General features: G+C 50.0%; 16 protein-coding genes and 1 pseudogene. All 17 read right to left on the bottom strand.

From position 1 onward, the window contains the following. Positions 1-9 precede the first annotated feature (9 nt). A complete protein-coding gene (gene atpA, locus N774_RS0109820; protein ID WP_431767938.1) occupies positions 10-1,560 on the bottom strand; it encodes a F0F1 ATP synthase subunit alpha in 1,551 nt (516 codons plus the stop codon). Further along, positions 1,558-2,037, bottom strand: a pseudogene (gene atpH / locus N774_RS20135) (ATP synthase F1 subunit delta); the annotation flags it as partial. The pseudogene atpH and the gene atpA, both read right to left, overlap by 3 nt. Further along, positions 2,034-2,522: a F0F1 ATP synthase subunit B gene (atpF, locus tag N774_RS0109815; RefSeq protein WP_024861075.1), complete on the bottom strand. Its 489-nt coding sequence runs from the start codon at positions 2,520-2,522 to the stop codon at positions 2,034-2,036. The pseudogene atpH and the gene atpF, both read right to left, overlap by 4 nt. Positions 2,523-2,550: 28 nt before the next feature. Further along, positions 2,551-2,769, bottom strand: a complete 219-nt coding sequence (gene atpE / locus N774_RS0109810; protein WP_024861074.1) for an ATP synthase F0 subunit C — start codon at positions 2,767-2,769, stop codon at positions 2,551-2,553. A 24-nt stretch (positions 2,770-2,793) separates the two neighbouring features. Continuing rightward, positions 2,794-3,012: an ATP synthase F0 subunit C gene (gene atpE, locus N774_RS0109805; protein WP_024861074.1), complete on the bottom strand. Its 219-nt coding sequence runs from the start codon at positions 3,010-3,012 to the stop codon at positions 2,794-2,796. Positions 3,013-3,037: 25 nt separating this feature from the next. Beyond that, complete coding sequence (locus N774_RS0109800; RefSeq protein ID WP_037280227.1) at positions 3,038-3,697, bottom strand: F0F1 ATP synthase subunit A; 660 nt, start codon at positions 3,695-3,697, stop codon at positions 3,038-3,040. A gap of 241 nt (positions 3,698-3,938) precedes the next feature. Beyond that, on the bottom strand, positions 3,939-4,283 hold the full coding sequence (locus tag N774_RS0109795; RefSeq protein WP_242836602.1) for a hypothetical protein: 345 nt from the start codon (positions 4,281-4,283) through the stop codon (positions 3,939-3,941). Between the two features lie 23 nt (positions 4,284-4,306). Beyond that, positions 4,307-5,275: a GDP-mannose 4,6-dehydratase gene (locus N774_RS0109790; protein ID WP_024861071.1), complete on the bottom strand. Its 969-nt coding sequence runs from the start codon at positions 5,273-5,275 to the stop codon at positions 4,307-4,309. Positions 5,276-5,295: 20 nt separating this feature from the next. Further along, a complete protein-coding gene (locus tag N774_RS17295) occupies positions 5,296-6,417 on the bottom strand; it encodes a glycosyltransferase (protein WP_037280224.1) in 1,122 nt (373 codons plus the stop codon). After that, positions 6,410-7,561, bottom strand: coding sequence for a glycosyltransferase family 4 protein (locus N774_RS0109780; protein WP_024861070.1), 1,152 nt, complete (start codon positions 7,559-7,561; stop codon positions 6,410-6,412). The genes N774_RS17295 and N774_RS0109780 overlap by 8 nt, the downstream gene beginning before the upstream one ends. 12 nt (positions 7,562-7,573) lie before the next feature. Then, complete coding sequence (locus N774_RS0109775) at positions 7,574-8,353, bottom strand: hypothetical protein (protein WP_024861069.1); 780 nt, start codon at positions 8,351-8,353, stop codon at positions 7,574-7,576. Between the two features lie 3 nt (positions 8,354-8,356). Then, positions 8,357-8,629: a hypothetical protein gene (locus N774_RS0109770; RefSeq protein WP_024861068.1), complete on the bottom strand. Its 273-nt coding sequence runs from the start codon at positions 8,627-8,629 to the stop codon at positions 8,357-8,359. A gap of 30 nt (positions 8,630-8,659) precedes the next feature. Next, positions 8,660-8,929: a hypothetical protein gene (locus N774_RS0109765; RefSeq protein ID WP_024861067.1), complete on the bottom strand. Its 270-nt coding sequence runs from the start codon at positions 8,927-8,929 to the stop codon at positions 8,660-8,662. Between the two features lie 90 nt (positions 8,930-9,019). After that, complete coding sequence (gene gmd, locus N774_RS0109760; protein ID WP_024861066.1) at positions 9,020-10,057, bottom strand: GDP-mannose 4,6-dehydratase; 1,038 nt, start codon at positions 10,055-10,057, stop codon at positions 9,020-9,022. 147 nt (positions 10,058-10,204) lie between these two features. Beyond that, positions 10,205-11,269 carry a mannose-1-phosphate guanylyltransferase gene (locus N774_RS0109755; protein ID WP_024861065.1) on the bottom strand — a complete coding sequence of 355 codons (1,065 nt, stop codon included), beginning with the start codon at positions 11,267-11,269 and terminating at the stop codon, positions 10,205-10,207. Continuing rightward, positions 11,266-12,654, bottom strand: coding sequence for a sugar transferase (locus N774_RS0109750; RefSeq protein WP_024861064.1), 1,389 nt, complete (start codon positions 12,652-12,654; stop codon positions 11,266-11,268). Before N774_RS0109750 ends, N774_RS0109755 begins: the two co-directional genes overlap by 4 nt. Positions 12,655-12,845: 191 nt before the next feature. Then, positions 12,846-13,865, bottom strand: a complete 1,020-nt coding sequence (spoIID, locus tag N774_RS17290; protein ID WP_051463392.1) for a stage II sporulation protein D — start codon at positions 13,863-13,865, stop codon at positions 12,846-12,848. Between the last annotated feature and the right edge of the window lie 79 nt (positions 13,866-13,944).

The following is a 13,944-nucleotide window of genomic DNA, read 5'->3' as shown; positions in this document are numbered from 1 at the left end:
TTCACCGCCTTATTCTTCAAAAGCTGTGAGTATTCTTTCGATACGCTCTGCGAGATCGTCGGTGAGGACCTTCTTCTCCTCGATCTCGGAGATTATATCCTGTCCGTAGCTTCTGATATATGTCATGAGGTCTGTGCGGTACTCTCTCAGCTCTTTAAGAGGGATACCCTTGAAGAAGTCATGCTGAGCCGCATAGAGGAGTATTACCTGCTCATAGTGGGGCAGGGGATTGTAAAGGGGCTGCTTCAGCAGCTCTGTGAGCATACGTCCGTGATTGAGCAGCTCTGTGGTGGACTGGTCGAGCTCTGAGGAGAACTGGGTGAATATCTCCATTTCCTTGAACTGAGCAAGGTCGATACGGAGATTTCCGGAAGCCTTTTTCATAGCCTTTGTCTGAGCCGCGCCGCCTACACGGGATACGGAGAGTCCGTAGTTTACCGCAGGGCGCAGTCCCGAGTTGAAAAGCTCGCTCTCGAGGAATATCTGACCGTCGGTAATAGATATTACGTTGGTCGGGATATAAGCTGAGATATCGCCTGCCAGAGTCTCGATGATCGGGAGAGCTGTAAGCGAGCCGCCGCCGTGCTCGTCGTCAAGACGGCTGGAGCGCTCGAGAAGTCTCGAATGGAGATAGAATACGTCGCCGGGGTATGCTTCACGTCCTGGAGGACGGTGGAGCAGAAGTGACATGGCTCTGTATGCAACGGCGTGCTTTGAAAGGTCGTCGTATACTATGAGTACGTCCTTGCCCTTGGACATGAAGTACTCAGCGATAGCCGTGCCCGAATAAGGTGATATATACTGGAAAGGCGCAGGGTCGCTGGCAGAAGCCGAAACGACTACGGAGTAATCCATAGCGCCGTACTTTTTCAGTGTATTAACTATCTGTGCAACGGTAGAGGACTTCTGACCTATGGCAACATAGATACAGATAACGTCCTGTCCCTTCTGGTTGATAATGGTATCAACGGCGATAGAGGTCTTGCCTGTCTGTCTGTCGCCGATAATGAGCTCACGCTGACCTCGTCCGATAGGGAACATGGAGTCGATAGCGAGGATACCTGTCTGCAAAGGCGTGCTTACGGGCTTACGCTCGATAACGCCCGGGGCTTCGCGCTCTATGGGGAAGTAGTCCTCAGCCTTTATCTGTCCCAGACCGTCGATAGGCGAGCCGAGGGCGTCAACTACTCGTCCGAGAAGCTCGTCGCTCACGCCGATACCTGCTCGCTTGCCAGTTCTGATAACTGATGAGCCCTCGGTGAGACCGTGGTCGTCGCCGAGAAGAACTACACCTATGGACTTTTCTTCAAGGTTCTGAACGATACCTCTGATACCTGTCTCAAATTCAACAAGCTCGCCGTACATTACGGAATTCATGCCGTAAACTCGTGCGATACCGTCGCCGAGACGTGTAACGAAGCCTGTTTCCGTAGCACCTGACTTCACGTCGAAGTCGCGCACCTCGGTTTTGAGTACGGATATGATATCGCTGTTCTTGCTCTTTACAGCGGAGGGAGCGTCCACATACTCTGCTGCCTTGGTCTGGAGAGTGTCCTTCATAAGGCGGAGACTTGTGCGGTAGCTCTTATCGTATTCAAGGTCGCCTGCATTGAGTATGAAGCCGCCGATGATATCGGGGTCGTGCTTGTACTCTATGTCAACGTCCTCCTTGACGAATTTCTCCATGATGAATTTGCGGAGGTCAGCCTGCTGAGACTCCGTAAGGGGAGTGACATAGCGGACTACAGCCTTTATGCTGCCCTGCTTGTCGAGGAGAAGCTCCTCGTATTCATCGAGTATCTCGCCGATATGCTCAACAGCACCGCTGCGGATAGCGCTGAGCATGAACTTGTTCATGGATTCGGGGAAAAGCTTGCTGATGATGCCGCGCTTTTCGTCGTAGGTAACAAGGGGATTTGCCAGAGTATCCCCAACGTCCTCGCAGGTCTCCAGCACCTTTCTTGTTTCGGAGCAGTCAGTCTGGGAAACGTCCAGACGCACCAGCTCTTTCAGGAGGTCTCTGTCTGTGTCTCTCATTTCTTGCCCTCCTCATCGGAAAGGAACTGATCTACGAGACGGCGGTTCTTTTCGTCATCCACATTTTCGCCGATGATCTTGGAGGCTGCTTCGATAGCAAGGTCTGCGATCTCGGACTGTGCCTGACGGAGAACGCGCTTTCTCTCGTTTTCTATGGTCTTGTCGGCGTCGGCAACTATCTTTTCTGCCTCCTCCTGAGACTTCTTGATAATGGCGGAGCGCTCTGATTCAGCGTCCTCATGCGCCTTCATAATGATCTGATTTGCCTTTTCCTTGGCTTCGCTGATAGAGTCCTCATACTGCTGACGGAGCTCCTCAGCCTCTGTTTTTGCTTTCTCGGCAGAGTCTAAATTATCCTGTATAGTGCGTGTGCGCTCTGCCTTCATCTTATTGATGGGTTTGAAAAGGAAGATCCTCAGCAGCACAAACAGTATCAGTACGTTTGCAACTGCCTCGAAAATACTCCAGAATTCAAATTTAAGCATTATGTGCCCTCCTTAGGTCAGATTGCTCTCAGGCTTTGCCTATGATCATGATAGCAATAACAAAGCCGTAGATAGCGGTAGCTTCTGCGAGAGCACAGCCCAGCAGGAGAGCCGTTCTGATGTCGCCCTTAGCCTCGGGCTGACGAGCGATTGATTCTGTAGCCTTAGCTGTTGCGATTCCTATACCAACACCTGCACCTGCGCCTGTAAGAACGGCGATAGCAGCGCCTATTGCGATAAGTCCCATTTCAATATACCTCCATATATATACTTATGCTTTACCGATTATCATGATAGCGATAACGAATCCGTAGATAGCGGTAGCCTCTGCAAGAGCACAGCCCAGCAGGAGCGCTGTTCTGATATCGCCCTTAGCCTCGGGCTGACGAGCGATTGATTCTGTAGCCTTGGCTGTTGCGATTCCTATACCAACACCTGCGCCTGCACCTGTTAAAACGGCGATAGCAGCGCCTATTGCGATAAGTCCCATAAATTATACCTCCGTGAAGTTATTTTTAATCCTCAATGGCTTCAGCCATGTAAAGAGAAGTAAGGAATACGAAAACGTAAGCCTGGAGCAGTCCGTCGAAAATGTCGAAGTAAGCACTTGCGATAACGGGCACGCCTATGGCACATATGCCCTTCTTTACCAGCTCCATAACAACGTATGCACCCAGTACGTTACCGAAAAGTCGCATACACAGCGACAGGGGACGTGTGACGAGGTCCAGCAGATTTATAGGGTTCAGCAGGCTCTTGAGCCATTTCAGCGGACCCTTTTCTATGACGAATGAGAGCTGGACAGCGATTATTGCGATACCTGCCAGAGCTGCCGTGACGTTTACGTCCTTTGTGGGCGGAACGAAGCCGAACAGACCTATCAGGTTGGCAAAGGCTATGTAGATTATGAGCGTTTCAAGGAAGGGCAGGTACTTTTTGCCCTTATGCCCGAGAATACCCGTAAAGAAATCGTCCAGCCAGTCTATAACGCCCTCAAGCACGCACTGTGAGCCTGTGGGTACCTTTTTCAGCTTGTGGGTCAGGATTATGGACAGCAGGACTATCGCTCCCATTATTATCCATGTGACAACACATGAATCCGCAACAGGTATACCGCCGAGTATGGGTATGGTAAACGCGGTCTTGGATTCCAGATCCTCCATAATATTGTCCATGAAAACACCTTCTTTCACCATGGCAAATGTGCCGTAAATAATAAAACGGAGACTGCAATTACACAAATCTCCGTTGATTGAGTCTTGATAGGGTACAGATATACGGTCCGACGGACTTTTTTCAAGCAGCGGTGGTATATCCTTTCCACACTCTTATATAATATAACAAAATGACCCCATTGTCAAGAGTTTGACGAAAAAAACTGCATAACCGATTGGGAATGATGACATATAGAAAATGTCATTTTCCGTCGCCCTCGGCAAGCTTTACAGCGCGGTCAAGACGCTCTATAGCGCCTGAGTTCAGCTTTTCCGCAAGGCGTATGCGGTCAAGCTCCTTTTTGAAGGCGCTAAGCTCGTTTGCTATTTTGCGCATTATATCTTCATTTTGCAGCTGTTTATCCTCCAGAGCGCATACCCTTTTGATAAGGTCGTTGACATTTGCAGCAAGCATCTCGTTGGCGTTATTCTGTCTTTCACCGAACTCCGTAAGCTTTTCGGCAGCCTTGAGCTTTCCCACCTTTTCATGACCCGTAAAGGTACGCATTTTCTCATTTGTAAGCTTTAAATCGGACAATTTGTTCACTTCCTATCCTTTGTTCTCTTTCTTTACTGTTCTTTTCCGAGGGACGTGCCGCAGGACATGAGCTTTTTTCTCCAGTAATTGAGGGTATCCTCCACGGTCTGTTCCATGGTTATCTCCGCAGACCAGCCCGTATCCGCAAGTATACGCGATACATCGGGCTCTATCAGCGGTATATCCGAAGCTCTCATGCGGGCGGGGTCCTGTCTGACCTCTATATCGCACTTTGCAAAGGACAGGGCAGTATCGAGTATGAACTGTATGGTAACGGCTCTTCCTCTGCCCACGTTGTAGACAGTGCCGCTCTTTCCCTTTTCACCCAGAAGCCTGTAGGCTCTTACAACGTCGCGGACGTCGGTGAAATCGCGCTTTGCGGAGAGATTCCCCACGCTGATGACGGGCTCCTTTATTCCCTTTTCGATCTCCGCTATCTGACGGCAGAAATCCGAGATAACGAAGATATTGCTCTGTTTGGGTCCCGAGTGGTTGAACGCTCTGACCATGATGATATCCATTTTGTAGGCGCGTGCGTATATCTCGCCAAGCATACCCTGACAAGCCTTTGTGGCGGCGTAGATATTGCCGGGATTCAGCGGCTCCGACTCGCAGAGTGGACAGGCTCCCTGACGTATATAGCCGTATTCCTCACCCGAGCCGATAAGCACTGTGCGTATGTCCTGCTTTTTGGCTTCACGGAGGGCTTCCAGCACGTTTATAGTCCCCACCACGTTTATCTCCGCAGTGAGCTGAGGCTTTTTCCATGATACGGATACCGAGCTCTGTGCGGCAAGGTGATAGACGATATCTGGTGTCACTTCATCAAGAAGCGCTGATATATCCGCCTTTTGCATGATGTCAAGAGTATGTGCGGGACAGTCCTCGCTTATTTTCTCGTTAGGCAGACAAGTAGCGTGTACCTCCCAGCCTGCGGCGCTGAGCTCGCGGATAAGATATCCTCCCACGAAGCCTGCCGCACCGATTATCAATGCTTTCAAATGTCTGCCTCCCTTAGCAGTTATTTCAGTATATCGTAAAGGTCGCCCAGTATCTTCTTCTCGTTGAAGTCTCTCTGCACTCGCTCTGCGGCGGCTCTGCCGTATTTTTCGCGGAGCTCCTTATCCTCTGCAAGAAGAGTTATCGCCTTGGCGAGAGCCTTTGGCGACGAGGGCGGCACAGTAAGTCCTGTCTTTTCGTGGAGACTTACATAGGGCACTCCCGAGGGGAGAGCTGTATTTATTACGGGCTTTCCGTAGACCATAGCTTCAAGCTGTACTATGCCGAAGGCTTCACTTGGAGCGACTGACGGTAGCACGAATATATCACAGTCGGCGTAAGCCTGTCTCAGCTCCTCGTCGGGTAGAAATCCAAGAAAATGGACTTTATCCTTCATGCCGTGAATATCGGTGTAGCTTTTGAGCTTGTCCGCAAGATCGCCTGTACCAGCAATGAAAAGCTCGCAGTTCTTCACCTTGGTAAAGGCTTTCAGCAGCACGTCAACGCCCTTGTAATAGACAAGTCTGCCTGTAAAGAACACCTTCACGCTGTTCTTGTCGTGAGCTCTTTCCGTCAGCACGGGGCGGCGCTCCACAGCGAGGTACTCCTCGGGGATAATGCCGTAGGGCAGCACTCTGCACTTCTCCGCAAATTCAGGGAGATAAAGGGAATTCTTTACATGTCCCTCAGTGGCTGTCAGTATAACGTCAGCCCTTTTCAGCAGATAGCGCATGAAAGGCTTGTAAAAGAGCATGAGCTTCTTCTGTTTTACGATGTCGCTGTGCCATGACACCACTACCTTACCCTTGAAGCCCGACAGCATAAGAGCTGCGTCCGCAAGGGGAAAGGGTACATGGATATGGACGATGTCGGCTTTTTTAGCCATTTTGCGCATATATCGGAAGAATGAGACAGATATGGGGCATTTGAAATAGGTTCCGAAGCTTCCTGCACGGGTTATATCAACGCCGCACATCTTCTCGTGTATAGTTCTGCCCTTTCCGTCGCGGCAGACCAGTACCTTGACGTCAACGCCGTCAAGCCTGCCCAGCTCCTCGGAGTACTGTCTGATAACGGTCTCAATGCCGCCTATATGTGGGAAGTAAGCCTTGTTTACTTCCAGTATCTTCAGTTTTTTATTCATGTTTCAGCTCCCTGTATACGTCCATGAGCATTTTTGCGGAGCGCTCCCAAGTGAAGCCCTGCGCTCTTTCAAGTCCTCTGCGGCTCAGCTCTTTGCGGAGCTTCTCGTCGCTGTAGAGCCTGTAAAGCCCCTGTGCTATACTTTTTACGTCGTAGGCGTCGCATATTACGGCGCAGTCGCCCGTTACCTCGGGGAGGGAAGCCTCTCCCGATGTGAGCACGGGTACTCCGCATGCCATAGCTTCAAGGGGCGGCATGCCAAAGCCCTCGTATATTGACGGGAACACGAATGCCAGAGCACCGCACATAAGCGGATTCATATCCTCAGAGGGGACGTATTTTGTGAAGATGATATTCTTTTCCATGCCCAGCTTCTCAACGCGGCTGTATATGCCCTTGTCAAGCCAGCCCTTGCCCCCGGCAAGCACAAGCTTGGGAGCGTTTTCGCCTGCTTTTTTTGCAAAAGCCGCATAAGCCGTCATAAGGCGCTCCAGATTTTTGCGGGGCTCGATAGTTCCCACGTAGAGGAAGTATTCCCCCTCTATTTCAAGGGACTTTTTCACCTCGGGTATACGCTGTGGCTCGGTGCACGGGCGGAAGCGTTCAAGGTCAACTCCGCAGGGGACTACCCTTATCTTGCTCTCCCACTTGGGAAAGTATTTGATTATCTCGGACTTGGAAAATTCCGAGTCCGTAACGATAAGGTCTGCGCGCTTCATGGAGCGTTTCAGACCTGTATCCAGCATATATCTCGTTCTTCCGCGGACAGTCTCGGGAAAGGTCTTATATACCATGTCGTGGACTGTGACCACCTTTCTGCCGTGGACAAAGGGCGGGACGATGTAGTTGAAAAAGTGGGTGATATCGGACTTCCTGCCGAAAAAGAAGGAGTAGGGTATTGGCAGGAAATTGCTGACGGCTCTGTATACAAAGCCCGAAAAGCCCGATGTGTTCAGCTTTATATCCTTGCCTGCGAACTGCTTCACCCGCTTTACGCGCTCATTGTCGCCGCTTGTAAAGAAGCTGTATTCGTATTGGTTATGGGGGAAGAGCTTTGCGAGAGCCTGAGTCTGTCCAAGCTCACACCAGCCTATACCCGACATTTTGTCGCTGCAAATAGGTACAGCGTCGAAGGTTATCTTCATGATCGCTCCCGGTTATCTTAATATAATAAGCAAATATATCGTAAATATCAGTATTCCCGCCGACAGAGCGAGGAATATGCAGAAATAAGAGATACAGCCTATAAGAGAATATTTTTGTACATATACAGTGCTTGTGTCCTCTCTGTCATAGAGAAGAGTAAGGGACTGTTTTTTCATTTTTCGTGAAGCCGCCGCAAAATCGCAGACAGCTTCCTCATGGTATGCTCCGTCCTCAGTCGTATAGCCGAATATAGCCTGAGCGCTCCTGCCGTATAACTGCCACCGCAGGAACCTGCCCTCGGTGCGCAGACCTGTTTTTTCAAGCCTTATTATCTTTCTGAGACTGAAAAACGACGAAAGCGTTATAAGCAGCATAATGCCGTTGACAGCCGCAGCAAGAGCTATAACAGGGCTGAAAATAAAGCCTATGGCAGCGAGCAGGCATATGCAGATAGGAACTATGAGCACTATCCTGAGCATTCTTTTCGGCTGCTTTACCGCAAAATATATGACAGGGACGCTGATAATGGCGAGCATGATCATATTCCCCCATAATTTGGGATCAATGATAAATGCAGGCACCACCAGAGCGGCAATGACTCCAAGCACAAGAAACAGAGCTCCCAGTGAGCCTTTCGGGTCGTTTACGAGAAGCTTTATGAATGTGCCCAGAAGTATTCCGAGGAGCACCAGGCTCGGCACAGCAGCAAGGGCTATCAAGCCGTAATCCTCTATTATTTCCCTGAACCGTTCTCCGAAGCTCAGTGTACAGACACTATACAGTACAGCCATGCCTTAAAGCATTACTTTATCTGCTATTTCTCTTTCGAGGTCATCGATAAAGCTGTTCGTCTGACTGACTGAAAAGCCCGACGCAGGCAGGAAAAGGACCTTTGCCTTTCTCAGCGGCATGTGCCTTATTTTCAGCAGCTCTGCGTTGATAGACGCGTCGGAGATCATCATTCCGTCGATCTTGTTTATAAGCTTGTTATAGGCGTCGATCTTTGCAATGACGTCCTTTTTGACATAGCCCCCCAATACGCTGTCAAAATAGATCTCATTTCCCATAATAACGCTCCTTTCAGAAAGAGTGTCGTTTTACTTGAAAGCCTGTGCGATACCTTTTTCAAGATCTGCGATGTAGGCGTCGGTATCCTCTACCGAGAAGCCCACCTTGCCGAAAAATCCGCCTTTTTCTCTGAAAAGGGGCTGCTGGTGGATAAGCTCCAGCTCAGCCTTTGCCTTATCCTCGGGCAGACCGTTCTGCATTGCGGTGATAAGTGTATTGTATGCGTCCAGTTTTGCTATGAAGGACTCCTTGTTGTAGCCGCCCTTCTGATTTCTTAAAATATCAAGCTCCATGCTCATTGTTATACTCCCTCTTATCATAGTCAGGCTGACCGAACCCCCTCAAAAGCCGTTTATTATGCGGCTTTTACGGTCAGCAGCAGTTTTATTTCAGCCAAGTATCTCCTTGACCTTCAATTCGTTCTGTACCAGTTCAAGATCGTTCTTTACCATGCGCTCTACAAGCTGTGAGAAGTTTATCTCGCGCTTCCAGCCGAGAGCTTTCTCAGCCTTTGACGGATCGCCGAGGAGTATATCTACCTCTGCGGGACGGAAGAACTTCTTGTTGACCTTTACGATGGTCTTGCCGTTTGCCTTGTTGATGCCTATCTCGTCAACGCCTGAGCCCTGCCACTCTACATCGATGTCAAGGTGCCTGAAAGCAGTCTCTACGAACTCACGGACAGTTCTTGTCTCATTCGTAGCGATAACGTAGTCGTCGGGCTTGTCCTGCTGGAGCATGAGCCACATAGCGCGGACATAGTCCTTTGAGTGGCCCCAGTCACGCTTTGAGTCCATGTTTCCAAGCTCCATGTACTCCTGAACGCCAAGCTTGATGCGTACAGCGGCGTCGGTTATCTTACGTGTAACGAACTCGATACCGCGGCGCTCGGACTCGTGGTTGAAAAGGATACCGGAGCAGGCAAAGAGATCGTAGCTCTCGCGGTAGTTCTTTGTGATCCAGTGACCGTAGAGCTTAGCTACGCCGTATGGGCTTCTTGGATAGAAAGGAGTAGTCTCCTTCTGGGGTATCTCCTGTACCAGACCGAACATCTCCGATGTGGAAGCCTGATAGAAGCGGGCCTCGGGCTTTACTATGCGGATAGCCTCCAGCATATTTGTAACGCCGAGAGCGTCTATATCTGCTGTGCCGAGAGGAGTGTCCCAGCTTGTAGCAACGAAGGACTGAGCAGCAAGGTTGTAAACCTCGTCAGCCTGTGATATTTTCATAGCGGAGATAAGGGATACGGGGTCGGTCATATCTGCGTAGATAAGGTGAACCTTGTCCTTTAAGTGAGCGATATTGCCGTAGTCAACGGTGGCCTTTCTTCTCCAGATACCGTATACGTTATAACCCTTTTCCAGCAGGAGCTCTGCGAGGTAAGAGCCGTCCTGACCTGTGATTCCTGTAATAAGTGCGTTCTTCATTTATTTTACTCCTTTAACTTGAATTATTGTCAAATTGAGAATGTAGAATTGAGAATGGAGAATGAATGTGTCTGCCTGACGGCAGACAGATTTAAATCATATCGCCGCAAGACGATAACAATAATTCTCAATTTTCAATTCTAAATTTTATATAAATTCCGTTCTTTTCTGCTCTTTGAGCTGAGCGATGACCTTTTTGACGTCCTGTGTGCTGTTTTTCGAGCACACAAGGAGCACGTCGTCAGTGTCCACGATAATGATATCTCTTGTGCCAACGGCAGCTATAAGGCGCTTGCCTCCGCATATGGTGGTGCGCTTTGAGTCTATGGTGATAACGTCGCCGTCGATGTAGTTCTTGTCGTCGTCGGTCTCGTTGATACGCTCAACAGCCAGCCAGCTTCCCACGTCGTCCCAGCCGAAGCTGCCCGGGATAGTGTAGATGTGCTTTGCCTTTTCCATGATGCCGAAGTCAACGGACTCACTTCTGAAAGCGGTGAACTCCTTGACGAGAACGTCCGTGAACTCAGGTGTGCCGAAGGCTTCTTCTATGCGGACTGCACCCTCATATATATCAGGCATGAGTGCCTTTAAGTTTAGCATTATTGAGGATATCTTCCATACGAACATACCGCTGTTCCAGAGGTACTTGCCTGATGCAAGATACTCCTTTGCTTTTGGAAGGTCGGGCTTTTCAACGAAGCGTTCAACAGCGTAGACATCGCCCTTTTCCTCACCGAAGTTGATATAGCCGTAGCCTGTTTCGGGATATTCGGGAGTAATGCCTATGGTCACAAGGCGCTTGCCCTTTTCGGCAGCCTTTATAGCCTTTCTGAGAGTGTTGATGTAGATGTTCTCATAGCCTATGAGGTGGTCAGAGGGGAGCACCAGCATAACTGCGTCCTCGTACTTGCGGTTGATAACTGCTGCCGCAAATGCAATACAGGGAGCAGTATTCCTTGCGCAGGGCTCTGCCAGTATATTATCCTTTGGGATATTGGGGAGCTGGTCGTGTACAAGGTCGGTATAAGCGGCGTTTGTAACGATGTAGATGTCCTCAGCCTCAACAATGGGCAAAAGTCGCTTTACGGTTTTCTGTATCATGGTCTCTCCGTCTTTGGTGAGTGAGAGGAACTGCTTGGGAGTAGCGTTGCGGCTCTTTGGCCAGAAACGCTCGCCCCGTCCGCCTGCCATGATGACTGCGGTGGTCTTCATTGCTTGTTGTTCTCCTTTTTTTCACTGTTCTTCGGCGCAAGGAGCAACTCCTCTGTCTCGGCGTTGTTCTTGGGCGGGAAGAGCATTGTCTTTAATGTCATCAGTATTATTTGAAGGTCAAGACGTATTGAATAATTCTCTATATACATCAGGTCCATTTTCAGCTTGTCATAGGGAGTGGTGTCATAGGCTCCCGTTACCTGTGCATAGCCCGTGAGACCTGCCTTTACTTTAAGGCGGAAGCCGAATTCGGGCATTTCCTTTTCGTATTCCTTAGTAAGCTCCGGACGCTCGGGACGGGGACCTACCACGGACATATCGCCCTTGAGGATATTGAGGAGCTGGGGGAACTCGTCCACGCGGAATTTTCTCAGTATCTTTCCCACTGGAGTGATACGGTCGTCCTCCTCGGAGGCGAGACGGGGCTTGCCGTCCTTTTCCGCGTCAACTATCATGCTGCGGAACTTGTACACGTCGAACTCCTTGCCGCCCAGAGTAAGGCGCTTCTGCTTGTAGAACACGGGACCGCCGTCGTAGAGCTTTACCGCCAGTGCGGATATGAGCATGAAGGGGGCGGCGGGGATAAGCGCGATAAGTGAGAATACAACATCGAATGCGCGCTTTATGAGCTGCTGCTCGAAATCAAGTCCGTAATTTCGGCAGAGCATGAGAGGGGTATCGAAGAGGCGTATGTCATCTGCGCCTCTTATTATAATATCTGAGATTTTCGGGGCGATATACGCGCGTTTGGAGTGCTCGAAGCAGAATTTCAGGTAGTCGTTTCTCTGTTCCGCAGGGATATCGCAGACTATAACGCCCTCGTACTTCATAATGAGCTCTTTTACTTTTTCCTCGGGCTCGCTTATGCTTATGGACTCGCATATCATGTACTTGTCCACGCGCTGGCTCATTTTCAGCACCAGAGCCGCCGCCTGATGGCTTCCGTAGATGATGACCAGCTTTCGCGGCGGATATATCATAAAGTACAGCTTGCCTGCAAGGAGAGTCCATAGAGCTATGACTCCCATATCCACGCAGGTCATTATTACGACAGGCATGACAGCCATGAAATGTCGTCCGATAAGGCTGATGAGAAAGTATGAAACTGTATTTACGCATATCATTGATATCATCTGCGCGTACAGCATATCGGTCTTTTTAAGGTAGCCCAGCTTGAAGCCGCCGTATGCTCTGAAAAAGAGCCATACCAGCAGGCAGTAGATAGCGATGAGCACCCAGTTTCCTCGTCTGTAATAGGGGAGCACTATCTCTCCGCTGTAGTTTTTGTACCACACAAAGGCGAAGATGCCCGTGAGCATGGCGAGAAGAAGTATTCCCGAAACAAACGTGACAAATCTTTTATATAAATCTCTGTTTTTGTTCATAATCCTTATCCGTTTTTTGCGGACGCAGTCTCCTTGTGATCTGTATTTCTTGTCTCTATGTGCCGCAAAAAGCGGTACAGAGTTATTATAACAAATCTGAAAAGACCTGTCAATATTATTTGACGGATTTGGCAATAAATGAAAGACTTTTATTGCGTTTTGCACAAAAACAGCTCAGCTTCTGCGGGGTATCAGCTTTTGGATATAGTGCAGTTCGGGTAGTAATGGTCAAGGATATCGCGCCAGCTCTTACCCTCAGCCGCCATGGCGTCCGCGCCGTACTGGCTCATGCCCACGCCGTGGCCGTAGCCCTTGGTAGTGATGACGATTTCGTCGGGCTCACAGCGTACCTCAAAGGCGGCGGATCGGAGGTCAAGTGCGGAACGCACCTGACCTCCTGTGACGGTGTGCCCCCCGACGGAGGCTTCCAGCACTGTTCCCGAATCGGAAACAGTAAGGACTTTCAGCCACTGTGTCATGTCATCACCGAGGGACACGCCGTCGAAAGCCGCTTCAAGAGCGGCTTTCAGCTCCGCCGCCTTGAAGCGCTTGTCCTCGCGGAATTTGGGAGCTGTCAGGTCGGAGCGGCTGTCCACCTCCACAAGGTAGTCCACGGGAGCTCCCCATGCGTTTTCGGCACTTTCGGTAAAGCCTGCTGACATGGAGTGAAAAGCGGCGATTATAGGCGCGTCCTCATAGGTGATGATGTAAGAGAGTACTTCGTCTGCGGCGGCGGCTATTTTTTTGTAGTTTTTCTCGTAATTGTCCCCGAATATCTCCTTTATCTGTTCCTTGGTGTAGTAGCCCTGATACTTCTCGGTATCATTGGAGAAATCCGCCCCTTTCAGCTCTGCTGACGGGGACTCTTTTTCGCGGAGCCGCTGGCGCTCCGCATAGGTGTGGGCAGCCACAGCCTGAGCTTTCAGGGCTTCCTCACCGAATGATGCAGGCATCTCCGCACAGACAGCTCCTATGACGTAGTCGCGGACAGGCACCTTCAGCACCTTTCCGCTCTCAACATCGAGCACCTTGTAGGGCTCCCGTGAGAATTGCTTATTGTCGGTCTTTTCTCTTTCAGCGGTGAGCTCTTTCAGTACTGCTGCCTGCTGCGCGTCATTGGGAGAGCTCCTGCTGCGGACGATTACAGGCAGGGCAGGGAGTACGGTTATGGCTAAAATGAGCAGTAGAGCGGATAAGAGGATTTTCTTCATAAGGGTGGCTCCTTTCAACATAATACACAAGAACATACGTTTTATGACGGCTCTTTATATTATAAATAACATTTGACAT

Source organism: Ruminococcus flavefaciens AE3010 (genome assembly GCF_000526795.1).
Lineage (GTDB): Bacteria > Bacillota > Clostridia > Oscillospirales > Ruminococcaceae > Ruminococcus > Ruminococcus flavefaciens_D.
This window is presented reverse-complemented; position numbering and strand designations above follow the sequence as displayed.